We start from the raw sequence: 24,380 nt of genomic DNA, 5'->3' as shown, positions 1-24,380 counted from the left end.
TTGGCTCCTACTGCCGGTTCCGGAGCGAATCCGCTCCGTGACCCCGCCGACCGACGGCTCCCGCGTATCGCGGGGCCGTCGGGCCTGGTCATCTTCGGTGTCACGGGCGATTTGTCACGCAAAAAGCTCATGCCCGCCGTGTACGACCTCGCCAACCGAGGTCTGCTGCCGCCGGGCTTCTCCCTGGTCGGGTTCGCCCGCCGCGAGTGGCAGAACGAGGACTTCGCGCAGGAGGTCCACGACGCGGTCAAGGAGCACGCCCGCACCCCGTTCCGCGAGGAGGTCTGGCAGCAGCTCATCCAGGGGATGCGCTTCGTCCAGGGCACCTTCGACGACGACGATGCCTTCGAACGACTGCGCGGCACCATCGAGGAGCTGGACAAGGCACAGGGCACGGGCGGCAACTTCGCCTTCTACCTGTCGGTGCCGCCGCGCTCCTTCCCGGTGGTCATCCAGCAGCTGAAGAAGCACGGTCTGGCCGACCAGACCGGTGGCTCCTGGCGGCGCGCGGTCATCGAGAAGCCCTTCGGCCACGACCTGAAGTCGGCCGAGGAGCTCAACTCGACGGTCGAGGACGTCTTCGCGCCCGACCAGGTCTTCCGCATCGACCACTACCTCGGCAAGGAGACCGTCCAGAACATCCTGGCGCTCCGCTTCGCCAACACGATGTTCGAGCCGATCTGGAACCGGTCCTTCGTGGACCACGTGCAGATCACCATGGCCGAGGACATCGGCATCGGCGGCCGGGCCGGCTACTACGACGGCATCGGCGCCGCCCGTGACGTCATCCAGAACCACCTGCTCCAGCTCATGGCCCTGACGGCCATGGAGGAGCCCGCTTCCTTCGACGCGGACGCGCTGGCCGCCGAGAAGACCAAGGTGCTCGGCGCGGTGAAGCTGCCCAAGGACCTGGGCCGGGACACCGTGCGCGGACAGTACGCGGCGGGCTGGCAGGGTGGCGAGAAGGCGGTCGGCTACCTCCAGGAAGACGGCATCGACCCCAAGTCGAAGACCGACACCTACGCGGCGATCAAGGTCGAGGTGGACAACCGCCGTTGGGCGGGCGTCCCGTTCTACCTGCGCACCGGCAAGCGTCTCGGCCGGCGTGTCACCGAGATCGCGGTGGTCTTCCAGCGTGCCCCGCACTCCCCCTTCGACCACACGGCGACGGAGGAGCTGGGCAAGAACGCGATCGTGATCCGCGTCCAGCCGGACGAGGGCGTCACGGTCCGCTTCGGCTCCAAGGTGCCGGGCACCTCGATGGAGATCCGGGACGTCTCCATGGACTTCGCGTACGGCGAGTCCTTCACGGAATCCAGCCCGGAGGCGTACGAGCGGCTCATCCTCGACGTCCTGCTGGGCGACTCCAACCTCTTCCCGCGCACGGAGGAGGTCGAGCTGTCCTGGAAGATCCTCGACCCGATCGAGGAGTACTGGGACACCAACGGCAAGCCCGCCCAGTACCCGTCCGGGACCTGGGGCCCCGTCGAGGCGGACGAAATGCTCGAGCGAGACGGACGGAGCTGGCGCCGGCCATGAAGATAGACCTCACGGACACCACGGCCAGCAAGATCAACAAGGCGCTGGTGCAGGGCCGCCGGGCGATCGGCACGCCGGCCGTCGGCATGGTGCTCACGCTGGTCATCGTCACGGACGAGGAGAACGCGTACGACGCCCTCAAGGCGGCGAACGACGCCTCGCACGAGCACCCCTCGCGCACCCTGGTGGTCGTCAAGCGCGTCTCCCGCTCCCCCCGCGACCGCACGGCGTCCCGCCTGGACGCCGAGGTCCGGGTGGGCGCGGACGCGGGCACCGGCGAGACGGTGATCCTGCGGCTGTACGGCGAGATCGTGGACCATGCCCAGTCGGTCGTCCTGCCGCTGCTGCTGCCGGACGCGCCGGTGGTGGTCTGGTGGCCGGTGAACGCGCCCATCGACCCGGCGAGCGACCCTCTGGGCGCCCTCGCCCAGCGCCGGGTGACGGACACCTACGCCTCGGAGCAGCCGGTACGGGACCTCACGGCCCGCGCCGACACCTACACCCCGGGCGACACCGACCTCTCCTGGACCCGCATCACGCCCTGGCGCTCGATGCTGGCCGCCGCGCTCGACCAGGTCGTCTGCGAGGTCGAGACGGTCGAGGTGGAGGGCGAGGAGTTCAACCCGAGCTGCGAGCTGCTGGCGATGTGGCTCGCGGACCGTCTCGACGTGCCGGTGAAGCGGTCGCTGTCGTCGGGCCCCGGTCTGACGGCGGTGCGCATGCACACCGACAGCGGGCCGATCGTGCTCGACCGGGCGGACGGCTCGCTGGCGACGCTCTCCATCCAGGGGCAGCCCGACCGTGCGGTGGCGCTCAAGCGCCGGGACACGGCCGAGCTGATCGCGGAGGAGCTGCGGCGGCTGGACCCGGACGACACGTACGCCTCGGCGCTGCGGTTCGGGGTGGACCGGCTCAACGCGCCGTCGGCGGTCGCCGTACTGCCTGCCGAGGCGGTGGAGTCGCCGGCCAAAGGAGCACGGGCCGGAGACGAAACCCCTGGCGAAGGCCTTGCGGAAGCTGCCGGGCCGGAAGCGGCGGCGGAGGCACCGGTGAAGAAGAAGGCGGCGGCGAAGTGAACACCCCGCAGCTGGTCGTGCACCGCGACAAGGAGCTGATGGCGCAGGCCGCCGCGGCCCGGCTCATCACGAAGATCGTGGACGCGCAGGCCTCCCGGGGCTACGCGTCCGTGGTGCTGACCGGTGGCCGCAACGGCAACGGGCTGCTCGCGGCCCTCGCCGGTCAGCCCGCCCGGGACGCGGTCGACTGGGGTCGGCTGGACCTGTGGTGGGGCGACGAGCGGTACCTGCCCGAGGGCGACCCGGAGCGGAACGTCACGCAGGCCCGGGAGGCCCTGCTGGACTCCGTACCGCTGGATCCGAAGCGCGTGCACGCCATGCCCGCGTCCGACGGTCCGTACGGCGCCGATGTCGAGGCGGCGGCCGAGGCCTACGCCGAGGAGCTGGCGCGGGCCGCCGGTCCGGAGAACCACGGGGCGGTGCCGACGTTCGACGTGCTGATGCTGGGCGTCGGTCCGGACACCCATGTGGCGTCCCTGTTCCCGGAGTTGCCGGCGGTGCGCGAGACGCAGCGCACGGTGGTCGGGGTGCACGGCGCGCCGAAACCCCCGCCGACCCGCGTCTCGCTGACCCTTCCGGCCATCCGTGCGGCCCGTGAGGTGTGGCTGCTCGCGGCGGGCGAGGACAAGGCGGAGGCGGCGGCGATCGCGCTGTCCGGCGCGGGCGAGATCCAGGCCCCGGCGGCCGGCGCGTACGGGCGGGCCCGCACACTGTGGCTGCTCGACGCGGCGGCGGCCTCGCAGTTGCCGCGGTCGCTGTATCCACCGGCGTCCCCGTGACCGGCGTCTGAATCGACACGGGGCGGGGTGCGGCGAGGAACTTCTCGCCGCACCCCGCCTCCGTTCTACCGCCTCAACTCACCGTCCCGGCAGGTCACTTGACCGAGCCGGCCATCACGCCCTGCACGAAGTGCCGTTGGAAGGCGAAGAACACCACCACGGGCACGATCAGCGACACGAACGCGCCCGGCGCGAGCACGTCGATGTTGCTGCCGAACTGGCGTATCTGCGACTGGAGTTCCACGGTCAGCGGCTGCGAGGAGGCGTCCGCGAACAGCAGCGCCACCAGCATGTCGTTCCACACCCACAGGAACTGGAAGATGGCGAGGCTGGCGATCGCCGGCCGGCCCACCGGCAGCACGAGGCGGGTGAAGATCCGCCACTCGCTGCCGCCGTCCATCCGGGCGGCCTCCAGCATCTCCTTGGGCATCTCGGCGAAGTAGTTGCGCAGCAGGAACACCGCGAACGGCAGTCCGTACGCCACATGGAACAGCACCACTCCGGGGATCGTGCCGAACAGCCCCAAGGTGCCGAAGAGTTTGGCGACCGGCAGCAGACCGATCTGCACGGGCACCACCAACAGCGCGACCACGATCAGGAACACGGGCTCGCGGCCGGGGAAGTCCAGCCAGGCGAAGGCGTACGCGGCCAGCGCGGCGAGCACGACCACCAGGACCGTCGCCGGGACCGAGATCAGCACGGTGTTCCAGAAGGCGCGGGTGATGCCCGCGTTCTTCAGCAGGGCCGAGTAGTTGTCGAGGGAGAGCTGGCCCGGGCTGGTGAACGCGGTCCACCAGCCGCTGCTCGACGAGTCCTTGGCGGACCGCATCGAGGACAGCAGCAGCCCGGCGAGCGGCGTGAGCCAGACCAGTCCGATCACCACGAGGAAGGCCTGCACCACCCCGTTGCCCAGGCCGCGCCTGATCGCGTTCATCACTGACTCCTTCGGAAACGCCGGACGTTGAAGGCCATCGCGGGGATGACCAGCACCAGGAGCAGCACGCCGAACGCGCTGCCGAGCCCCTGGTTGTTGCCACCGCCGAAGGACACGAGCCACATCTGGGTGGCGAGGACGGCCGCGTCCTGCGCCACCGGCCCGGGCGCGATGATGTACACGAGGTCGAAGACCTTCATCACGTTGATCACGAGGGTCACGAACACCACCGTGAGCACCGGCGCGAGCAGCGGCACGGTGATGAGCCGGAAGATCTGCCACTCGTTGGCGCCGTCCATCCGCGCCGCCTCCAGCGCGTCCCGGGGCAGCGCGGCGAGGCCCGCGCCGATCAGCACCATCGCGAACCCGGTCCAGATCCACAGGTAGGCCCCGATGATGGCGGGCGTGACGAGGGTCGGGCCGAGCCAGGAGATGCCCTGGTAGGGCTGCGCGAAGTTGGAGCCCGGCAACTGGACCGCGTACGAACCGGGGTCGAGGCCGGTGAAGCGGAAGGAGCCGTCGGAGGCGGTGCTCGTGCTCGCGACCGTCTTGCCGTCGCGCACCGCCTGGACCTTCATCCGCGGCAGCCCGCTCTCCTTCGGGTCGACCACGCCCTGCTTGCCTCCCCCGCCGAGCGTGAAGTCGAGGTAGACCACACCGCGCAGTTCACCGGCGGACGCCGTGCGGTTCGCCGCCGGGTACGCGGGCTCGGCGCCGCTGGGCAGGTCCTTCGGGGCGACGCCCACCAGGCCGAGGTTCACGGAGTCGCCCGGTGACACGCTCGCGGTCGTGCGGTACGAGCCGTCGGGCTCCGCCGCGAGGCCCTGGCCGGTGCGGGCGCGGGCGGTGGGGTACTCGGAGGTGCCCTTGAAGACGTCGTGCACGCCGACCGCGGCCGCGTTCAGGACGCCCTTGTTCGGGTCGTCGTCGTAGGCGAGCCGGAAGATGATGCCGGCGGCCAGGAAGGACACGGCCATGGGCATGAACAGCAGCAGCTTGAAGGCGGTCGCCCAGCGCACCTTCTCCACCAGCACGGCGAGGATCAGACCGAGCCCGGTCAGCAGGGTCGGCGCCACCACCACCCAGATCGCCGTGTTGCGTACGGCGGTGAGGGTGGCCGGGTCGCGGAACATCTCGGTGTAGTTGTCGCCGCCCACGAAACGGTCGCCGGACGCGTCGAAGAAGCTGCGGCCGATCGAGAACAGCACGGGGTAGACGACGAGCGCGCCCAGCAGGAGGAGCGCGGGGAAGACGAAGAGCAGGCCGATGATCCAGGCCCGGCGCCGGGCGCGGCGGGCGCGCTCGGCGTGCGGGGACGCGGGTGGTGGACTCGTCTCTTTCACCAGGGTCGCGGTCATGGCCGTCAGCCCTTGTAGGCCTTGGCCGCCGCGTTCTCCAGCTGTGCCGCGGTCCCCTTCGGGTCCGAGGGGTCGCGCAGGAAGTCCTGGAGCAGCTTCCACTCGCCGGCGCCCTTGGTGCCGCCGAAGGCCGCGGGCGCCTGGTCGGACATGTCGAAGCGGACCGAATCCCCGGCCGAGACAAGGGACTTGGCGGTCGCGCGGGTGACGTCGTCGCCGTAGGAGGCGAGGTCGAGCTTCTTGTTCGGGGACAGGAAGCCGCCCGCCTTCGCCCACACGGCCGCCGCCTCCGGGGTCGCGAGGTACTCCAGGAGCTTCATGCCGGCCTTGGCGTTCTTGCCGTCCTTCAGGACGACGGCCGCGTCACCACCGCTGACCACGGGTGCCGTGCCGCCGTCGACCGCGGGGAAGGGGAAGAAGTTCGCGTCGGTGCCGATGGTCCTGCCGAACTGGTCCTTGGCGACACCGGCGACGAAGTCGCCCTCGTAGACCATGGCGGCCTCGGGCTTGGGGCCGAACACCTTCTCCACCGAGCCCGGGAAGTCGGTGTTGAGGGCCTCCTTCTGCCCGCCGGCGATCAGCTGCTTGTCCTTGAAGAGCGTGCCCAGGGTGCCGAGCGCCTTGACCACGGACGCGTCGGTCCACTTCAGCTTGTGGGTGGCGAGGGCGTCGTACTTCTCCGGGCCGGCCTGCGAGAGGTAGATGTTCTCGAACCAGTCGGTGAGGGTCCAGCCGTCCTGACCGCCGATCGAGAAGGCGGCGAGGCCGGAGTCGGAGATCGTGTGGCCGGCCTTCAGCAGGTCGGCGTACGTGGTCGGCGGGGTGACGCCGGCCTGTTCGAGGGCGTCGGGGCTGTACCAGACCGTCGACTTGTGGGCGGCCTTGAAGTAGAGGCCGTAGAGGGTGCCGTCGACGCTGCCGTAGTTCTTCCACACGGGGGCGTAGTTGGCGTCCACGGACTGCTTGGTGGTCGTGGACAGCGGCTTCAGCCAGCCCTGCCCGGCGAACTGCTGGAGCACGCCGACCTGCGGGACCATCACGACGTCGGGTGCGTTGCCGCCCTCGATCTTGCTGCCGACGACGGTGGAGACGTTGTCCCCGGTGGACGTGAACGTCGTCTTGGCGCCGGTCTTGGCGCTGAACGCGTCCAGCACCTTCTGGAAGTTCTTCTGCTCGCTGCCGGACCAGACACCGGCCACGCTGACCGTCTGGCCGGCCAGCGCCTTGTCGCCGCCACCGGCCGAGACCGGGTCGCTGCTGCCGCAGGCGGTCGCGCCGAGCGCGAGGACCAGGGCGGTGCAGCTGACGAGGAGGGTGGAGCGTCGAAGCATCATCGTTGATGTCCCTTCGGGGGATGGGCGAGTGACGGAGGGTCAGAGATCGAGGGGCAGAGATCGAGGGTCAGAGATCGTTGATCCACCAGGCGGCCGTCGCACCGGGCAGCACTCCTGCCGGGCAGGGACCGCTGGACAGCAAGGGGGTGCCGGAGACCGGCGCGGGCACCGGCGCCGTACCGAAGTTGACGGCGCAGACCAGGCCGTCCCCGCGGACGAAACCGAGGACGCCGGGCGGGGTCTCCAGCCAGTTGAGCGAGCCCTCGCCCAACTGGGGCAGCCGGTAGCGCAGTTGGAGGCCGTCGCGGTACAGGTGCCAGAAGGAGCGGGTGTCGGCGAGGGCGCGGTCGGTGGCGTACTCCGCGAAGTACTCGGGCTGCGGCAACCAGGGCCGCGCGCCCTCCGCGCCTGAGGTGAACCCGAACGGGGAGGCCTGTCCCGACCACGGCAGCGGCACCCGGCAGCCGTCGCGGATCCGGGCCCGGCTGCCGGTGCGCCGGAAGATCGGGTCGGTGAGCACGTCGTCGGGCAGATCGACGACCTCGGGCAGCCCCAACTCCTCGCCCTGGTAGATGTACGCGGCCCCGGGCAGCGCCAGCATGAGCAGCGCGGCGGCCCGGGCGCGGGCGGCACCGAGACCGCTGCCCTCGGTGGCGGGTTCGCCGTAGCGGGTGACCGTGCGGACCTGGTCGTGGTTGTTGAGGACCCAGGTGACCGTGGAGCCGGTGCCGGCGATGTCCTGCATGGCCTCAGTGATGACCTTGCGGAAGGCGTCGGCGTTCCAGGGCGCGCTCAACAGGTCGAAGAAGAAGGCCTGGTGGAGTTCGTCGGAGCGGACGTACCGCGCGTGTTCGCGGGCGGTGGGGACGGAGACCTCGCCGACGAGCAGCCGTTCGTCGCCGTCCCGTGCGGTGTACTCCTCGCACACCGCGCGCCAGTGCCGCCAGACGTCGTGCACCTCGGGCTGGTTCCAGGCCAGCGGGTTGACGGAGTCGCGGGTGCGGGCGTCGGCCTCCGGGTCCGGGGAGTCGGGCAGGTCCGGGTGCTTGAAGAGGCCCGCGGCCACGTCGACGCGGAAGCCGTCGACGCCCCGGTCGAGCCAGAAGCGGAGCGTGCGGTCGAACTCGGCGGCGACCTCGGGGCTGCGCCAGTTCCAGTCCGGCTGCTCGGGCGTGAACATGTGCAGGTACCACTGGCCCGGCCGGCCGTCCGCCTCGGTGACCCGGCTCCAGGCGGGACCGCCGAACATGGCGTGCCAGTTGTTGGGCGGCTCGGCGCCGTCCGCGCCCCGGCCGTCGGCGAAGTGGAAGCGGGCCCGGGCCGCGCTGCCGGGTCCGGCGGCGAGCGCCTCCTGGAACCAGGGGTGCTCGTGGGAGCAGTGGTTGGGGACGATGTCGAGGAGCACCTTGACGCCGAGCCGCCGTGCGGCGCCCATCAGCAGGTCGAACTCGGCGAGGTCGCCGAAGAGCGGGTCCACGTCGCAGTAGTCCGCCACGTCGTAGCCGTGGTCGTGCTGCGGCGAGGGATAGAAGGGGCTCAGCCAGATCCCGTCGACGCCCAGCTTCTTGAGGTACGGCAGCCCGGCCCTGACCCCGGCCAGATCGCCGACGCCGTCGCCGGTGCTGTCCAGGAAGCTACGGACGTACACCTGATAGATCACCGCGTCCCGCCACCAGCGGTACTTACTCAGCATGCATGCATGTTAAGTAGGTGTGTCGCGAGGGTGTCAACGAGTAGGCAGAAGCTACCGGAGAGTTGGCCCGGCAAATGGTGATTTAGTGGGCCGAGCGAAGACGAAAGGAGACCGCCGCGTTACTTAACAAGTAACTAGAGACCCGGGATGGCGGCCAGCTCCGCCGCCAGTCGTGCCACCGCCGCCCTCGGCGTCACGTGCCCGGCCATCGCGTCCTGCACGACGGCCTGCACCACCAGACTCACCTGGTCGTAACGGGGGCTCTTGGGGCGGGACTTGGCCGTCTGGAGGGCCTCGCGCAGGGTCGGCAGGTACGGGAACCGCCGGATCAGCGCGGGGTCCTGGTACAGCGCGGCACGCACCGGCGGCAGCGCGCCGCGGGTGAGGACCTGGCGCTGGACCGGCTCGCTGGTGAGGTAGGCGATCAGACGCGCGGCCGAATCGGGGTGCCGCGCATGGGTGTTGACGGCCAGGTTGGAGCCGCCCAGCACGCTGGCACCCGGCCCGTCGTGCCCTGGCAGCGGTACGGCGCCGATCTTCCCGGCGACCGGCGAGCCCTTGGCCGACGCACCGACGTACGCGTAGGGCCAGTTGCGCAGGAAGAGCAGCCGGCCGTCCTGGAAGGCCTGCTTGGACTCCTCCTCCTTGTACGTCAGCGCCGCCTTCGGGATCCATCCCTCCCGCACCCCGCGGGCGAGGAACCCGATGCCCTCGCGGGCGGCCGCGGAGTCGACGGTGACCTTGGCACCCTCCTCGCGCAGGATGCTTCCGCCCGCCGAGTAGACGGCCTCGGCCGCGTTCACGGTGAGCCCCTCGTAGGGCAGGAACTGGCCCGCGTAGCCGTCGAGTCCGTACTTGGGCGCGATGGTCTTCGCGTCGTGCTCCAGCTCGGCCCAGGTGCGCGGCGGCGGGACGCCCTCCTTGTCGAGGATGTCCTTGCGGTAGAGGAGCAGGCCGGCGTTGGTCACGTACGGGACGGCGTACAGCCGCCCGTCGTAGGTCGCCGTGTTGCGGACCCCGCCCAGGAAGGTGTCCAGCGGGAACCGGTCGGGGGACAGCGGACGGATCCAGCCGGCGTCGGCGAACTCCGCGGTCCAGCTGACGTCGATGTTGAGGACGTCGAACCGGCTGCGGTCGCCGTCGCGCAGGTCGCTGGCCATCTGCGCGTGGGTCTCGTCGGCGGAGTCCGGGAGCTCGACGAGTTTGACCTTCTCGTCGGGATGGCTGCGGTTCCAGCCGTCCAGGACCGGGCCGAGATAGCCGGTGAGGTCTCCGGCCGTGGCCAGCGTCAGCGGGCCGCGGCTCTCGCCGGTGCCCTCCTCGGCGTGCGCGCCCGAGGCGACGTACCCGCTCAGGACCACCACGGAGACGAGGAGGCCCCTACCCGCGGCACGCATCCACCGCATAGGTTCCTCCCTGTACAGCGGCGCCGGGCATCTTCGCCCTGGGTCCGAAGCCATGTATACCTGTTAGGTATGGGCGATACTAGGGCCTGGAGCACATCACACAGACAGGAGGACTGCCCACGTGCGCCTGCCCCTCCTGGCTCTCCTCGCGCGCGGCCCGGCCCACGGCTACGAGCTCAAGCAGGACCTTGAGCAACTGCTGGGGTCCGCGTACCCTCAGCCGAACGTCGGCCAGATCTACGTGACCCTCGGCCGCCTCGAGAAGCAGGGACTGATCGAGGGCGAGGACGTCGAGCAGTCCAGCCGGCCCAACAAGAAGGTCTACCACCTCACCGAATCCGGGCGGGAAGAGCTGCGCGCCTGGTTCGAGGAGCCCGAGGACGAGCCGCGGGTGCGGGACGAGTTCTTCATGAAGCTGGCGCTCGCTCCGCAGACGGGGCTCGCCGACCAGATCGCCCTGATCAACAAACAGCGACGCCAGTACCTGACCGCCATGCGCAGTCTGTCGAAGCTGGCCGCAGCCGAGAACCGCGACAACCGCATCGCCCAACTGCTGATCGAGGGCGCGATGCTGCACCTTCAGGCCGACCTCGATTGGCTGGAGCGGTGCCAGGAAGAGCTGGAGGAGCTGGAGTGAGCGACGGTCCCGCTCCCGTGCTGCGCGCCGAGGGCCTGGTCAAGTCCCATTACGGCGAGGGCGCCCCGGCGCATGCCGTGCGCGGGGTCGATCTGCGCGTCCGGCAGGGCGAGTTCGTGGCCGTCACCGGTCCGTCCGGCGCCGGCAAGTCGACGCTGCTGCATCTGCTGGGCGGCCTGCAGCGGCCGGACGGCGGCAGCATCTGGCTGGACGGCGTGTGCGCGAACGCGTGGAGCGAGGCGCGCTGGGCCATGGAGCGCCGCAAGCGGATCGGCATCGTCTTCCAGTTCTTCAACCTGGTGTCGAATCTGTCGGTCGCCGACAACGTGGAGTTGCCCGCGCTGCTCGCCGGGACCGCGCCGAAGCAGGCGCGCGCCGGGCGGGAGGAGCTGCTGGCCGAGCTGGGCCTGGTGGGCAAGGAGCGGAGCATGCCGGGCGAGCTGTCCGGCGGCGAGCAGCAGCGGGTCGCGCTGGCCCGGGCCCTGGTCAACCACCCGCCGCTGCTGCTGGCCGACGAACCCGCGGGAAGCCTGGACAGCAAGGGCACCCGCGAGGTGATGCGGCTGCTGTCCCGCTTCCACCAGCGCGGCCAGACGATCGTGCTGGTCACCCATGACGCCCGGCTGGCCAGCGCCGCGGACCGGGTGATCAGCTTCTTCGACGGCCGGATAGCCGACGACGCGACCCTGGACGGCGTGCCGTCACCCGGCGCCGGCATCTCCGGCGTGCTGGAACTCAGGGACTGACATGCGGACGTACGACGACCCCCGGAAGGGCTGAGCCGCATGCGGGCCACGCTGCGCTGGGCGCACTCCGATCTGCGCACGCACCGCGGTGAAGCGCTGTTCCTGGTGCTGGCCACCGCCGGGATCGTGGTGTCGCTGCTGCTGGCCACGGCCCTGTTCGGGTACGCCACCAACCCCTGGCAGCGGGTCTTCACCCAGACGCACGGCGCGCATGTGTGGATCCACACGTCCGAGTCCGCCCGCGCGGACCGGCTCGCCCGGCTCGACGGTGTCGACTCCGTCGCCGGTCCCTACCCGACCGAGTCCGCCACGCTCGCCTCCCGCGGCGCCCGCGCCTCCGTCGAACTGCGCGCGATGCCCGAGCGGTTGCCGGCCATCGGCCGCCCGCTGATCGTCTCCGGCGACTGGCTGGACCCGGCGACACCCGACGGCGTGGTCCTGGAGAGCCACCTCGCCCGTGCCCTGCTCGCCGAACCGGGCGACACCCTCACCCTGCCGGGCACCGCGCGGAAGGTGACCGTGCTGGGCGTGGCCGACAGCGCCGAGTCGCGCTACAGCCCGGGCGACCAGCCGGGCCTCGTCTGGACCCTGCCGGACGCCGTACGCGACCCCAACGGCCAGGTCATAGGACTGCGCCTGACCGACCCCGACGACACGGACTTCGTCGCCCCGCGCGCCGTCAAGGCCGTGGGCGGCGCCGACGCGATCGGCGAGGTCGACACCTGGCAGCAGGCGCGCGCCGAGGCCCAGGGCGACAACCGGCTGCTCGGCCAGGTGCTGGCCCTGTTCGGACTGGGCGCCCTGGTCGCCGCGGGCCTCGCGGTGCACGGCGCGATCTCCACCCGTATCCGCGGGCACCTGCGGGACATCTCGGTCCTGAAGGCGATCGGCTTCACCCCGGGCCAGGTCGTCCGCGTCTTCCTCTTCCAGCACATCGCCTACGCCCTTCTCGGCGCCGTCACCGCGGCGGCGCTGACGCAGTCCCTGGGCAACCGGATCCCGGGCCGCCTCGGCGACGCGATCGGCGTCTGGCAGGGCCTGCCCGGCCACGCGGTGGCTCTCTTCGCCATCCCGTCCGGCGCGGTCCTGTTCATCGCCGCGACCACGGGCCTGGCCGCCTGGCGAGCGGGTCGGGTGCCACCGGTACCGGTACCGATTCCTTCGGTACGGGGGATGCGGGGTCTGTCGGCCAGGACGGGACGCGCATCCGCAGCACGGTCGTCCGCACCGGAGGGCGTGCGGCGCCCGCACCCCGCTCCACCGGCCCGCGGATCCCGTCGCGGCGCCCAGTCCAGCGGCCGGCTCTCCGCGCCCGCCCGCCGGGCCCTCGCCCTGCGGGTGCCGCCCGCGTTGGTGCTGGGCTGGCACACCGCGTTCGCCCGTCGGCTGCGGTCGCTCGCCACCGTGGCCCGGCTGACCCTGCCCCTGCTGCTGATCGTCGTGGCGATGAGCGCGTGGACCACCATCGACCGTTTCCACAGCAGGCCCGAGCAGATAGGTCTCCCGGCCGCGCTCACCGTCCGCGCGGACACGGGCCTGAGCGACCGGGACACCCGGGCCCTGCTGGCCGAGGACCCAGAGGTCGCCGACGCCTACCCGGGCGTCAAGATGGCCGCCCTCATTCCCAACCAGTCCGTCACGATCGCCCTGCGCGGCCTCGGCACCCACGAGGACCCGTATCCGTACGCCCTGGCGGAGGGCCGCCCCGCACGCCTCAGCCACGAGGCCGTGGCCGGCCAGGGCCTGCTCTCCCTGACGAACGCGCGGGTCGGCGACTGGGTGCGGATCACCGTCGGCTCCCAGCCCTACGGCCTGCACATCGTGGGCCGCAGCATCGAACCCGAGAACGCCGGCCGGGTCGTCACCACCTCGCTCGACACCCTCCGCGAGATCGACCCCGGCCTGACGCCGAGCCTCTACCAACTCCGGCTGCGCCCCGGCGCCGACCCGCGGGAGGTCGCCGACCGGCTGACCGTCGCCGGAGCCGGCCACCTGGACGTGCACACCGTGACCAACCCGGCCGACGGGCTCTCGCCGCTGCGCGGAGTGGTGCTGGGCCTGATCGTCGTGCTCGCCCTGATCGGCCTCATCGAACTGCTCACCGCGATCGGCGGGACCGTGCGCGAGGGCGAACGGGACCTGCTCGCGCTCAAGGCCATCGGTCTGTCCCCGCGCCAGATCACCGCCGTCACCGTGACGGCCACCGGCTGCACCGCCCTGATCGCCGCCCTCGTCGGGACCGCCCTCGGCGCACCGCTCGCGCACTGGCTGATCAACGCCCAGGGCCGGTCGAGCGGCATCGGCGCGGGGATCGCCCAGGGACCGTCGCCGGCCATGCTGGTGCTGTTCGACGCGGCGGCGGTCCTGGGCGCGGCCGGCCTCGCCGCGCTGCCGGCGGCCCGCGCGGCGAGGCGCAGGCTGGCGGACACGCTGAGCGCGGTGGCCTGAGAGCGACCCGTCACCGACGGCCGCGCAGCTCCCGGTACCTGGCCACCAGGGCCTTGGTCGACTCGTCCAGTCCCTCGACCTCCGCGCCCTCCGTCAGCGCGGGTTCCACCCGCTTGGCGAGGACCTTGCCCAGCTCGACACCCCACTGGTCGAAGGAGTCGATGTTCCACACCGCGCCCTGCACGAACACCTTGTGCTCGTAGAGGGCGATCAACTGGCCGAGCACCGACGGCGTCAGCTCGCGGGCGAGGATCGTGGTCGTCGGGTGGTCGCCCTTGAACGTCCTGTGCGGCACCAGTTCCTCGGGCACCCCCTCCGCGCGCACCTCGTCCGGCGTCTTGCCGAAGGCCAACGCCTGCGTCTGGGCGAAGAAGTTCGCCATCAGCAGGTCGTGCTGCGCCTTGAGTCCCTCGCTCAGCCCGGCCACCGGCTCGGCGAAGCCGATGAAGTCCGCCGGGATCAACTTCGTGCCCTGGTGGATGAGTTGGTAGTACGCGTGCTGCCCGTTCGTCCCCGGCGTGCCCCACACCACGGGCCCGGTCTGCCAGTCGACCGGTTGCCCGTCCCGGCCCACGTACTTGCCGTTGGACTCCATGTCCAACTGCTGGAGGTACGCGGTGAACTTGGAGAGGTAGTGGCTGTAGGGCAGCACCGCGTGCGACTGGGCGTCGTGGAAGTTGCCGTACCAGATGCCCAACAGGCCCAGCAGCAGCGGCACGTTGGACTCGGCGGGCGCGGTCCTGAAGTGCTCGTCGACGATCCTGAACCCGTCGAGCATCTCCCGGAAGCGGTCCGGGCCGATGGCGATCATCAGCGAGAGTCCGATGGCCGAGTCGTAGGAGTACCGTCCGCCGACCCAGTCCCAGAACTCGAACATGTTCGCCGTGTCGATGCCGAACTCCGCCACCTTCCCGGCGTTCGTCGACAGCGCCACGAAGTGCTGGGCGACGGCCTCCTGACCGGCCTTCAGTTCGGTGAGCAGCCAGTCGCGCGCCGAGGTGGCGTTGGTGATCGTCTCGATCGTGGTGAACGTCTTGGAGGCGACGATGAACAGCGTTTCCGCCGGGTCCAGGTCGCGCGTGGCCTCGTGCAGGTCGGCGCCGTCCACGTTCGACACGAAGCGGACCGTGAGGTCGCGGTCGGTGAAGGCGCGCAGCACCTCGTAGGCCATCGCGGGGCCGAGGTCGGAGCCGCCGATGCCGATGTTGACGACGTTCTTGATGCGCTTGCCGGTGTGCCCGGTCCACTCGCCGGAGCGGACGCGGTTCGCGAAGTCGCTCATCCTGTCGAGGACGGCGTGCACGGCCGGGACGACGTTCTCGCCGTCGACCTCGATCACCGCGTCGCGCGGGGCGCGCAGCGCGGTGTGCAGGACCGCGCGGTCCTCGGTGACGTTGATCCTCTCGCCCCGGAACATGGCGTCGCGCAGACCGAACACGTCGGTGGCGACGGCCAGTTCGCGCAGCAGCCGCAGGGTCTCGTCGGTGACCAGGTGCTTGGAGTGGTCGACGTACAGGTCACCGACCTGGAGCGTGTATCCGGTGCCGCGGGCGGGGTCGGCGGCGAACAGCTCCCGCAGCCCGACCTCCCCCAACTCCTCGCGGTGCTGGGCCAGCGCGGTCCACTCGGGCGTCCGGTTGAGCCTCGTACGGCCGTCTGCGTTCATATCGGACTTCAGCCTTCTTTCGTACCTCGCCCCGCTGCCGGTCCCAATCTATGGGATCAGCGCGTGACGTTAGCTGTCGTGGCGTCGTCGTGCGACGCACCCACAAGTACGTCCGCCTTGCCGGTGGTTATCAGCGCGAGGACGGACAGGACGAAGAAGACGGCGGTCAGCAGCGCGGGCGTGTTCGGTCCCCAGACGGTGGCGACGGCCCCGCCGAGCAGGGCGCCCAGCGGGGCACCGGCGACGGCCAGGGTGCGGAAGGCGGAGGTGACCCGGCCCAACAGCTCGGTGGGAGTGCGCTGTTGCATCGACGTCGTCGTGTTGACGTTCCACACCATGCCCATGAACCCGAACACGGCCATCGCCCCCGCGAGAGCCGGCAGGCTCCGCACGCTCCCCATGACGACGAGGGCGCCGATCTGCACGACACCGGCAAGCAGCACGGCCCGCGTCGGCCCGAGCCGCGCGGTGATCCACCGGTTCGCCACTCCCCCGGCCAGGCCACCGACGGTGTACGCGGTGGTCGCGGCCGCGTAGCCGGCCGTACCGGCGTCCAGCCACCCGGTCACCAGGATCACCAGGGTGGCGATCAGGGCGCCCATGCCGATGTTGCACAGGGCCGTCGCCACGCACAGTCCGCGCAGCGGGCGGTCGCGCCACAGGGTGCGCAGCCCGTCCGCGATCTCCCGGCGCAGGGTGCTGCCCGCCGGTCTCGGCGCTCGGTCGGGCGCCGAGATCCGCAGCGAGGCGACCAGCGCGGCGGCCACCAGGAAGGTCCCCGCGTCGGCCACGAAGGGCACGGCGGCCCCCGCGACGAGCAGCAGCGGCACCACGGGCGCCCCCAGCAGACCGCCCGCGATCTGCTGTCCGGTCATCAGCCGGGCGTTGGCACGGCCCAGCGCCGCCCGGTCCACCAGGGCGGGCAGCAGCGCCGTCGAGGCGTTGTCGAAGAGCGTCTGGAGGGTGGTCAGCACGAAGGCGAGCGCGATGAGCAGCGCGATCGAGACGTGACCGAGCGCGACGGCTCCGGCGAAGGCGGCGACGAGCAGTCCCCGTACCGCGTCCACCGTCCACATCGCGCGGCGCTGGTCGACCCGGTCCGCGATCGCGCCGCCGAGCAGCCCGAAGACGATCCAGGGCAGATAGCCGCAGGCGGTCACGGAGGCGATGAGCAGGGGGCGGTCGGTCAGCGAGACGGCGAGCAGGGGCAGCGCCGAGCCCCGCAGCGCGTCTCCGAAGCGGGAGACCACGGCGGCCGTCCACAGCAGCCCGAATCCCCCGCGCCATGCGGGCGCGCGCACGTCCCCCGTCTCGACCCTCGACACCGCTCCCCCTCACGATTCGCGTCCGCACCAGGCGGTACACGAACCGTAGAGGTCAGCACTGACAACCCGTCCGGAGTCGACCGGTCGTCGGGGGCCGAAACAGGTCCGACCCGACACCCCTCGGTGCCCGGCCGGTTCCCAACTCCTAGATCTCGCCCCGCAGTTTGGCGAGCGCCTCGGCGAGGATCGCCTCGCCGTCCGCGTCACTGCGCCGCTCCCGTACATACGCGAGGTGCGTCTTGTAGGGCTCGGTGCGCGGCGGGTCCGGCGGGTTGTCCCGGTCCTGTCCGGCCGGGAAGCCGCAGCGCGGGCAGTCCCAGGTGTCGGGAACCTGCGCGTCGCTGGCGAAGCTGGGCTGCGTCTCATGCCCGTTGGAGCACCAGAAGGAGATGCGCAGACGCGGCGCGGACTCGCCGCGCTCGGCCTCGCCCATCGGCCCCGCCCCGACCCGGCTTCCTCGGATCGCGTTGCCACTTGCCACGGTCGTAACTCCCTGCGTGATGGTGCCGCGAAGCGAGTCGGCGTTTCGCTTCGTTGCGAGCGCCTCAGTCTACGTAAGGCCCAACGCGCGTCCAGTGATTGGAGTTACAGCCCCCACACCTAGACGCAAGCCCCATGATAGGCCGCGCTCAGCTGCGCGTACCGAACATGGGGCCTTACGTGCGGAATGCGTGCGGAACGAGCGCCCGGCTCAGTTGTTCGTCTTCATCAGGATGCCGAGGACGATGATGCACGCGAACCAGGCGAGACCGATCACCAGGGTGATCCGGTCCAGGTTGCGCTCGGCGACCGAGGAGCCACCGACGGACGACTGCATGCCGCCACCGAACATGTCGGAGAGACCGCCGCCCTTGCCCTTGTGCATCAGCACCAGCAGCATCATCAGCAGGCTGAAGACGATCAGGGCGATCGAGAACCCCAAAACCACGGCTGGACCAACTCTCTCGGATTCGGATGAACGACGGGGGCACAGCCAGGCTGTGCCCCCGCAAGGGTACGACGGATCGCCGCCAGGGCCTACCTACTGGTCCCGGAAGCGCACGATCTTGACGAACTCGTCGGCGTCCAAGGAGGCACCGCCGACCAGGGCGCCGTCGACATCGGGCTGGGCCATGATCTCGGCCACGTTGCCCGCCTTGACGGAACCGCCGTACTGGATGCGGACCTGGTCGGCCAGCTCCTGCGTGTACAGCTCGGCGAGCTTGCCGCGGATGGCCTTGCAGACCTCCTGGGCGTCCTCGGAGCCGCAGACCTTGCCGGTGCCGATGGCCCACACGGGCTCGTAGGCGATCACGACCGACTCGGCCTGCTCGGCCGTGACGTCCTTGAGGCCGCCCTCGACCTGGCCGAGCGTGTGCGCGACGTGGTTGCCCGCCTCGCGGACCTCCAGTTCCTCGCCGACGCACAGGATCGGGGTCAGACCGTGCTTGTAGGCGGCCTTGACCTTGGCGTTGACGATCTCGTCGGTCTCGGCGTGGTACTGCCGGCGCTCGGAGTGGCCGACGGCCACGTACGTGCACTTCAGCTTGGCCAGCATCGAGCCGGAGATCTCGCCGGTGTAGGCGCCGGAGTCGTACGCCGAGAGGTCCTGGGCGCCGTACTTGATCTTGAGCTTGTCGCCGTCCACCAGGGTCTGCACGGAGCGCAGGTCGGTGAAGGGCGGCAGCACGGCGACCTCGACGGCCTCGTAGTCCTTGTCGGCCAGCGCGAAGGCGAGCTTCTGGACGTGCGCGATGGCTTCGAGGTGGTTGAGGTTCATCTTCCAGTTGCCCGCCATGATCGGCGTGCGTCCGGAAGAAACAGATGGAGCCATTGCGGTCAGTCCTCCAGTGCGGCGAGACCGGGGAGCGTCTTGCCCTCGAGGTATTCGAGGGAGGCGCCGCCACCGGTCGAGATGTGTCCGAATGCCTTCTCGTCGAAGCCCAGGATGCGGACGGCCGCGGCGGAGTCGCCACCGCCGACGACCGTGAAGGCCTGGGAGTCGACGAGGGCCTGGGCGACCGCCTTGGTGCCCTCGGCGAAATCGGGGTGCTCGAAGACGCCCATCGGGCCGTTCCAGAAAACGGTGGCCGCGTCGGCGATCTTCGAGGCGTACAGGGCACCGGTCTCGGGACCGATGTCGAGGCCCATCCCGTCGGCGGGGATGGCGTCCGCCGCGACGGTGGTCGGGTCGGCCGGAGCCTTCGTCTTCAGATCGGGGAACTGGCTCGCGACCACGACGTCGACGGGGACGACGAGTTCGACGCCGTTCTTCTCGGCGCGCTCGACGTACTCGGTGACGGCGGCCAGCTGGTCGTCCTGGACCAGGGAGGCGCCGATCTCGTACCCCTTGGCCTTGAGGAAGGTGAAGGCCATGCCGCCGCCGATGAGCAGCCGGTCGGCCTTGCCGAGCAGCTGGTCGATGACGGCGAGCTTGTCGGAGACCTTGGAGCCGCCGAGCGCGACGACGTAGGGCCGCTGGACGTCCTCGGTGAGCTTCTTCAGGACGTCGACCTCGGTGGCGATGAGGTAGCCGGCGTAGTGCGGCAGCCGGGCCGGGAGGTCGAAGACGGAGGCGTGCTTGCGGTGCACCGCGCCGAAGCCGTCACCGACGTACACGTCGGCGAGGGCGGCCAGTTGGTCCGCGAACTCGCCGCGCTCGACGTCGTCCTTCGACGTCTCGCCGGCGTTGAAGCGCAGGTTCTCGATGACCGCGACCTGGCCGGGCTCCAGGCCGCGCACCGCGTCGTGGGCGGCGGGGCCGGTGGTGTCCTGGGCGAACGCGACGGGGGCGCCGAGCAGTTCGGCGAGTCGCTCGGCGGGCTGCAGCAGGGAGAACGCCGGGTCCGGGGCACCCTTGGGGCGGCCCAGGTGGGAGGCGACGATCACCTTGGCGCCCGCCTCGACGAGGGCCTTGATGGTGGGCAGGACGGCGCGGATGCGGCCGTCGTCGGTGATGAGGCCGTCCGCCAGCGGGACGTTGAGGTCGGCGCGGACGAAGACCCGCTTGCCGTCCACGCCTTCGGAGAGAAGTTCGTCGATGGTCTTCATGGGAGAAGGCTCCTGAGGAGGGCTCTGGATCGAACGAGGGCTGAACACGCGCGTGAGGGCTCGGGCGGCGCGGCGGTGCGCTGCCCGAGCCCTGCACTCACATCGAGGTGCCTGCTTCGGCGATCAGAGCTGTTCGCCGACGAAGACCGTGAGGTCCACGAGGCGGTTGGAGTAGCCCCACTCGTTGTCGTACCAGCCGAGGATCTTCACCGTGTTGCCCTCCTGGACCATGGTCAGGGAGGAGTCGAAGGTGCAGGAGGCCGGGTCGCTGACGATGTCCGAGGAGACGATCTCGTCCTCGGTGTACACCAGGTAGCCCTTCAGGTCGCCGTCCTCGGAGGCCTTCTTGAACGCGGCGTTGACCTCGTCCTTGGTGACCTCGCGCTGCAGCGTCACCACCAGGTCGGTGGCGGAGCCGGTCGGGACCGGGACGCGCATCGCGATGCCGTCGAGCTTGCCCTTGAGCTGGGGCAGGACCAGCGCGGTGGCCTTGGCGGCACCCGTGGTGGTCGGGATGATGTTCTCGGCGGCGGCACGCGCGCGGCGCAGGTCCTTGTGCGGGAAGTCCAGGATGCGCTGGTCGTTCGTGTACGCGTGCACCGTCGTCATCAGGCCCTTGACGATGCCGAAGTTCTCGTCCAGCACCTTCGCCATCGGCGCCACACAGTTGGTGGTGCAGGAGGCGTTGGAGATGACGTGGTGGTTGGCCGGGTCGTACTTGTCCTGGTTGACACCCATCACGATGGTGATGTCCTCGTCCTTGGCCGGAGCCGAGATGAGGACCTTCTTGGCGCCGCCGGCGATGTGCTTGGCGGCGTCGTCCTTCTTGGTGAAGATGCCGGTCGACTCGATGACGATGTCGACGCCCAGCTCGCCCCACGGGATGTCCGAGGGGTTGCGCTCGGACAGCACCTTGATGGTGTGACCGTCGACGGTGATCGTGTCGGCGGTGTGCGACACCTCGGCCTTGAGCCGGCCCAGGATGGTGTCGTACTTCAGCAGGTGCGCGGTGGTCGCGGTGTCACCCAGGTCGTTGACAGCCACGATCTCGATGTCCGCACCCTGCTCCAGGAGCGCGCGGAAGTAGTTACGTCCGATACGACCGAAGCCGTTGATGCCTACGCGGATCGTCACGAACCGATCTCCTCGTTGGTACGCCGACTATGCGGTGCCGGCGAGCTGTTTTGGGATGTCCCCGACCACCCACGACCCTACCTCCCTGCGGCCCCCGTGGTGACATCGAGATGCCCCATACACGGGCAGGCGGTCCGTACCCGCCAGTAGGGGTACGGACCGCCCGGGCCGTCCGACCGGATCACTCGTTTTGACTACGGTCGGCTAGTCATGGTTGACCAGGGAATTCACCCCGGAAGTCACCCTTCCAGGGCCGCGAGGGCCTTCTTGACGAGGGCGTTGCGGTCGGCCACCGCGGTGACGTGCTCCAGGCCGAAGCCCAGCAGCACGGTCCGGTCCGTGGTGACACCGCCGTACGTCTTGAACAGGGTGCCGGTGCGCGCCCAGTCCTTCAGGACGCCCGGGCTGCCCGCGGGCGGTCCGGAGACGCTCCAGGCGCCCAGCGACGTCTCGAAGCCCTCGGTCTGGGTGGCGGCGCCGCCCACGACCAGCGAGGTGTCGTCGGCCAGCACGCCGTGACCGCCGCTGCCGGGGTCGGTGACGTAGCTGATCGAGACCTCGATGTTCTTGCCCGCGTAGGCGCTCAGGTCGAAGTTGACCTGCTGCCAGCCGTTGGAGGCGCCGGTGAGGGCGTTCCAGGTGCCGGAGGTGCCGGTGGCGGTGCAGGAGCCGCCGGCCAGCGTCAGGTAGTGCTTCAGCCACGGGTGTTCACCGATGTAGAAGCCGGCGCCGCACTCGGCCGGGACGATGGTCCTGGTGGCGCCGCCCTTCTCGGGGAGCGTGGTCCAGTCGTCGCCCCCGACGGTGTGCACCTCGACGATGGCGTTGTCGTAGCCGGGCTCGGTGTCCCACAACAGCTGGGAGCGCAGGGTGGGTTGGTCGGCCGCGGTCACGGCGCCCAGGTCGATGGTGCGGGTGAGGCGCTTGTACGCGTCGTCGGTGTGCACGGCCGCGGCCATGTACGAACCGGCGTACGGGCCGTACGGGTTGACGGTCCCGGCGAACTGGCCCGCGCCCGCGCTGGCGAACTGCGGGTAGGTGGCCGGGTTCAGCTCCTCGGAGGTGACGCCGTAGGTGCCCGCCCGGTCGAGCGGGTTGCCGGCGGCGGCCCCGAGGGCCCCGTTGAAGCCGTCGAGCTTGCCGGCGCCGGTGAAGCCGGTGGCCCCGGGGGTGGACGTACGCGAGTAGGCGCCCAGGTAGTACTGGCTGAAGTCGTTCGACAGGGTGCCGTCGCCCAGGTTGACGTTTCCGCCGGCCTGCTCGCCCGCCTCGATCAGCTTGCCGCCCTCGTTGAGGAAGGCGCGCAGCTGGAGCTGGGTGGCGATGCCGGGGGTGCTCGCGCCGGTGTAGTGGACGACGGTGGCGAAGTGGTCCAGCACGCCGAGCGCGTCGGGCGCGCCCTGGGTGGCGACGTCCCACACCAGCGCCTTGTGGCCGTTGGCCTTCAGCGCGTCGACGTAGGTCTGCGCCTGGGTGGCCGCGGCGCCCTCCTCGGCGACGACCAGGGTGTCGGCCTTGGCGCGCTGGGCGACGGTGTAGGTGAAGTGCTCGCTCGCGACCTTCTTGCCGGCCTTGGTCTCGCCGGTGAACCACACCTCGACCTTGTCGCCCGGGACGCCGTCCTTGACCTTGGCCCGGTACTCGTCGAAGTGCAGGTTGTCCTCACCGCCGAAGGTCTCGCCGCCCTTCCAGGACTTGAGCGCCATGTCGAGCGTACGGCCGCCGTTGACGCGGTACTTGAGCTCCTTGTCGCGGATCGCCTTGCGGACGACGACGGAGACTTCCTGGTCGGCGCCGCGCGAGTACGAGGTGGTGAACTTCGCCGGGGTGAAGTCGGCGGCGCTCAGGCCGACCGAGGAGGACGGCGTGTCGGGGTGCTTGGCGGTCTCGGCGACCGACAGCGCGAACGGGACGTTCTTGGCGAACTCGTCCTGGATCAGCTTCTCGTCGTCCGGGAAGTTGAACCCGGACTGGCAGTCGGCCGCGTTCCACTGGTCGTTCGGGTCGATGTTCGAGGCGGTCTGGCAGGTGGACATCTCGGGGGTGAACATCGACATGCCGTTGACGTTGCCCGCGTGTCCGTCGGCCTCGCCGTTGGTGGTGTACAGCTCCGAGGAGACCTGCGGGTGGTAGCCGGGGATCGCGGAGTTCTCCGGGGTGCCGGCCAGCGCCTCGTAGATCACGTCGTCGGGGGTGGGAGTGGCCACCTGCCACCCGACGCCGTAGAGGAGGAGTTCCGCGGCGGAGTGGTAGTTGATGCCGTACGAGAAGCCGATCCGCTTCTCGAAGGCGTCGAGCGCCTTGGTCTCGGGCTCGGACGCGGGGCTCGCGCCGCGGTAGGTCTCGCTGGTGGGGTTGGGGGACGAACCCTCGTCGTCGTAGCCCCACTTGTAGGCGAAGTTGCGGTTGAGGTCGACGCCGTCGCCCGTGGAGATGACGCCGTCACCGTTGACGTCCCGCAGGTTCTTGCGCCACAGGCGGTTGGCCGCGTCCTTGAAGGTGTAGTCGTAGCCGTCGGGGTTGGCCGAGAGCACGAACCACAGCTCGGTGGAGTCGACGATCTTCTTGACGCGCTTGTCGGTCCTGTAGTTGTCCAGGTAGTAGTGCATCAGGCGCCGGGTCATCTCCGGCGTGATCCACTCGCGCGCGTGCTGGTTGGACATGTAGAGCACGGACGGCTTGGCGCCGTCCTTGGACTGCTTCGCGCCCTTGGTCAGTTTGAGCGCGAGGATGTCCTGGCCGTTGACCGTCTTGCCGATGGAGACGACCTTGGTGAGGCCGGGGTTGTCCTGGCCGGCCTTGACGATCTCCTCCTTGAGGCCGCCGGCGCCGCTGTACGGGCGGAACACGCCCTCGGCGGCCGCGTCGACCCGCTTCTCCGCCTTGGCCGACAGTGTGTGCTCGGTGAGATCGACGCCCTGCCCTTCCAGCTTCTGTGCCTGCTGGTCGGTGAGGTAGACCTCGACGGGCGCCTTGCCCTTGTCGGGCACCGCCTCGCCGAGTTCGTGGCTGTCCTGTCCGGCGGCCAGCAGCAGGGGTACCTGCTGCTTGGTGACGTCGGCGCGGAAGACCTTGACCTCGTTCGGGTCGGACGTGGCCGGGCTTCCGCTCTGAGCCTGGGCGACGGGCGCAAGGCTCGCGCCGCCGATCAGAAGCGCGCCGGCAGCGAGGATCGCTCTCGCTCTGGGTCTCATGAACCCCCCTAGCAATCTTTCGTCACGGTGACGAACGGTTGCCAGGCTCATGCCAGTTCACAGCCGAGTCAAGGGTGCCTC

Annotated in this window: 19 protein-coding genes; 6 read left to right on the top strand and 13 right to left on the bottom strand. The window is 70.3% G+C overall.

Going from position 1 to position 24,380, the window contains the following annotated elements; translation table 11 throughout:
- Genes zwf through pgl form a run of 3 tightly spaced genes read left to right on the top strand, consistent with a single transcriptional unit; the run spans position 1 to position 3,394 of the window.
- Positions 1-1,539, top strand: a complete 1,539-nt coding sequence (gene zwf, locus ACWD5F_RS26695) for a glucose-6-phosphate dehydrogenase (protein WP_451257997.1) — start codon at positions 1-3, stop codon at positions 1,537-1,539.
- Complete coding sequence (gene opcA, locus ACWD5F_RS26690) at positions 1,536-2,615, top strand: glucose-6-phosphate dehydrogenase assembly protein OpcA (RefSeq protein ID WP_451257995.1); 1,080 nt, start codon at positions 1,536-1,538, stop codon at positions 2,613-2,615. The genes zwf and opcA overlap by 4 nt, the downstream gene beginning before the upstream one ends.
- Positions 2,612-3,394, top strand: coding sequence for a 6-phosphogluconolactonase (pgl, locus tag ACWD5F_RS26685; RefSeq protein ID WP_451257993.1), 783 nt, complete (start codon positions 2,612-2,614; stop codon positions 3,392-3,394). Before opcA ends, pgl begins: the two co-directional genes overlap by 4 nt.
- A 94-nt stretch (positions 3,395-3,488) precedes the next feature.
- Here the strand turns inward: pgl and ACWD5F_RS26680 are convergent, their stop codons facing one another.
- The 5 genes from ACWD5F_RS26680 to ACWD5F_RS26660 form a co-directional block, all read right to left on the bottom strand.
- Positions 3,489-4,328 (bottom strand): carbohydrate ABC transporter permease, encoded by an 840-nt coding sequence (locus ACWD5F_RS26680; protein WP_451257991.1) that lies wholly within the window; start codon positions 4,326-4,328, stop codon positions 3,489-3,491.
- On the bottom strand, positions 4,328-5,686 hold the full coding sequence (locus ACWD5F_RS26675) for an ABC transporter permease subunit (RefSeq protein ID WP_451257989.1): 1,359 nt from the start codon (positions 5,684-5,686) through the stop codon (positions 4,328-4,330). The genes ACWD5F_RS26680 and ACWD5F_RS26675 overlap by 1 nt, the downstream gene beginning before the upstream one ends.
- 5 nt (positions 5,687-5,691) lie before the next feature.
- Positions 5,692-7,020 carry an ABC transporter substrate-binding protein gene (locus ACWD5F_RS26670; RefSeq protein WP_451257987.1) on the bottom strand — a complete coding sequence of 443 codons (1,329 nt, stop codon included), beginning with the start codon at positions 7,018-7,020 and terminating at the stop codon, positions 5,692-5,694.
- Positions 7,021-7,087: 67 nt separating this feature from the next.
- On the bottom strand, positions 7,088-8,713 hold the full coding sequence (locus ACWD5F_RS26665; protein WP_451257985.1) for a glycoside hydrolase family 13 protein: 1,626 nt from the start codon (positions 8,711-8,713) through the stop codon (positions 7,088-7,090).
- 134 nt (positions 8,714-8,847) lie between these two features.
- Complete coding sequence (locus ACWD5F_RS26660) at positions 8,848-10,119, bottom strand: ABC transporter substrate-binding protein (RefSeq protein WP_451257983.1); 1,272 nt, start codon at positions 10,117-10,119, stop codon at positions 8,848-8,850.
- A 121-nt stretch (positions 10,120-10,240) separates the two neighbouring features.
- On the opposite strand from ACWD5F_RS26660, the gene ACWD5F_RS26655 reads away from it, so the two are divergent.
- From ACWD5F_RS26655 to ACWD5F_RS26645, 3 genes are read left to right on the top strand one after another with little or no spacing between them, the layout of a single operon-like run.
- The gene (locus tag ACWD5F_RS26655; protein WP_124004458.1) at positions 10,241-10,756 is read left to right on the top strand and encodes a PadR family transcriptional regulator; all 516 of its coding nucleotides are present in this window, start codon (positions 10,241-10,243) and stop codon (positions 10,754-10,756) included.
- Positions 10,753-11,502: an ABC transporter ATP-binding protein gene (locus tag ACWD5F_RS26650; protein ID WP_401729554.1), complete on the top strand. Its 750-nt coding sequence runs from the start codon at positions 10,753-10,755 to the stop codon at positions 11,500-11,502. Before ACWD5F_RS26655 ends, ACWD5F_RS26650 begins: the two co-directional genes overlap by 4 nt.
- Before the next feature lie 39 nt (positions 11,503-11,541).
- Positions 11,542-13,950 carry an ABC transporter permease gene (locus tag ACWD5F_RS26645; RefSeq protein WP_451257981.1) on the top strand — a complete coding sequence of 803 codons (2,409 nt, stop codon included), beginning with the start codon at positions 11,542-11,544 and terminating at the stop codon, positions 13,948-13,950.
- Between the two features lie 10 nt (positions 13,951-13,960).
- Here the strand turns inward: ACWD5F_RS26645 and pgi are convergent, their stop codons facing one another.
- The 8 genes from pgi to ACWD5F_RS26605 all read right to left on the bottom strand — a co-directional run bounded on the left by pgi (position 13,961) and on the right by ACWD5F_RS26605 (position 24,299).
- Entirely contained in the window at positions 13,961-15,616 is a 1,656-nt protein-coding gene (gene pgi / locus ACWD5F_RS26640) for a glucose-6-phosphate isomerase (protein WP_451257979.1), read from the bottom strand.
- A 56-nt stretch (positions 15,617-15,672) separates the two neighbouring features.
- Positions 15,673-16,941: an MFS transporter gene (locus ACWD5F_RS26635; RefSeq protein ID WP_451257977.1), complete on the bottom strand. Its 1,269-nt coding sequence runs from the start codon at positions 16,939-16,941 to the stop codon at positions 15,673-15,675.
- A 145-nt stretch (positions 16,942-17,086) separates the two neighbouring features.
- The gene (locus ACWD5F_RS26630) at positions 17,087-17,422 is read right to left on the bottom strand and encodes an RNA polymerase-binding protein RbpA (protein ID WP_003957010.1); all 336 of its coding nucleotides are present in this window, start codon (positions 17,420-17,422) and stop codon (positions 17,087-17,089) included.
- A 210-nt stretch (positions 17,423-17,632) separates the two neighbouring features.
- Positions 17,633-17,869 carry a preprotein translocase subunit SecG gene (gene secG / locus ACWD5F_RS26625; protein WP_401729562.1) on the bottom strand — a complete coding sequence of 79 codons (237 nt, stop codon included), beginning with the start codon at positions 17,867-17,869 and terminating at the stop codon, positions 17,633-17,635.
- 93 nt (positions 17,870-17,962) lie between these two features.
- Complete coding sequence (tpiA, locus tag ACWD5F_RS26620) at positions 17,963-18,718, bottom strand: triose-phosphate isomerase (protein WP_451258284.1); 756 nt, start codon at positions 18,716-18,718, stop codon at positions 17,963-17,965.
- 41 nt (positions 18,719-18,759) lie between these two features.
- Entirely contained in the window at positions 18,760-19,971 is a 1,212-nt protein-coding gene (locus ACWD5F_RS26615) for a phosphoglycerate kinase (protein ID WP_451257974.1), read from the bottom strand.
- Positions 19,972-20,094: 123 nt separating this feature from the next.
- Entirely contained in the window at positions 20,095-21,105 is a 1,011-nt protein-coding gene (gap, locus tag ACWD5F_RS26610) for a type I glyceraldehyde-3-phosphate dehydrogenase (RefSeq protein ID WP_401729565.1), read from the bottom strand.
- 239 nt (positions 21,106-21,344) lie between these two features.
- Entirely contained in the window at positions 21,345-24,299 is a 2,955-nt protein-coding gene (locus ACWD5F_RS26605) for a M14 family zinc carboxypeptidase (protein WP_451257971.1), read from the bottom strand.
- Positions 24,300-24,380: the final 81 nt, after the last annotated feature.

The sequence above is a fragment of the Streptomyces sp. NPDC002499 genome (genome assembly GCF_053595415.1).
This window is presented reverse-complemented; position numbering and strand designations above follow the sequence as displayed.

Coding starts and splice junctions, on each gene's coding strand:
- opcA (WP_451257995.1), top strand. CDS start 1,536: ATGAAGATAGACCTCACGGACACCACGGCCAGCAAGATCAACAAGGCG.
- ACWD5F_RS26680 (WP_451257991.1), bottom strand. CDS start 4,328: ATGAACGCGATCAGGCGCGGCCTGGGCAACGGGGTGGTGCAGGCCTTC.
- ACWD5F_RS26675 (WP_451257989.1), bottom strand. CDS start 5,686: ATGACCGCGACCCTGGTGAAAGAGACGAGTCCACCACCCGCGTCCCCG.
- ACWD5F_RS26670 (WP_451257987.1), bottom strand. CDS start 7,020: ATGATGCTTCGACGCTCCACCCTCCTCGTCAGCTGCACCGCCCTGGTC.
- ACWD5F_RS26665 (WP_451257985.1), bottom strand. CDS start 8,713: ATGCTGAGTAAGTACCGCTGGTGGCGGGACGCGGTGATCTATCAGGTG.
- ACWD5F_RS26660 (WP_451257983.1), bottom strand. CDS start 10,119: ATGCGGTGGATGCGTGCCGCGGGTAGGGGCCTCCTCGTCTCCGTGGTG.
- ACWD5F_RS26645 (WP_451257981.1), top strand. CDS start 11,542: ATGCGGGCCACGCTGCGCTGGGCGCACTCCGATCTGCGCACGCACCGC.
- pgi (WP_451257979.1), bottom strand. CDS start 15,616: ATGAACGCAGACGGCCGTACGAGGCTCAACCGGACGCCCGAGTGGACC.
- tpiA (WP_451258284.1), bottom strand. CDS start 18,718: ATGGCGGGCAACTGGAAGATGAACCTCAACCACCTCGAAGCCATCGCG.
- ACWD5F_RS26615 (WP_451257974.1), bottom strand. CDS start 19,971: ATGAAGACCATCGACGAACTTCTCTCCGAAGGCGTGGACGGCAAGCGG.
- ACWD5F_RS26605 (WP_451257971.1), bottom strand. CDS start 24,299: ATGAGACCCAGAGCGAGAGCGATCCTCGCTGCCGGCGCGCTTCTGATC.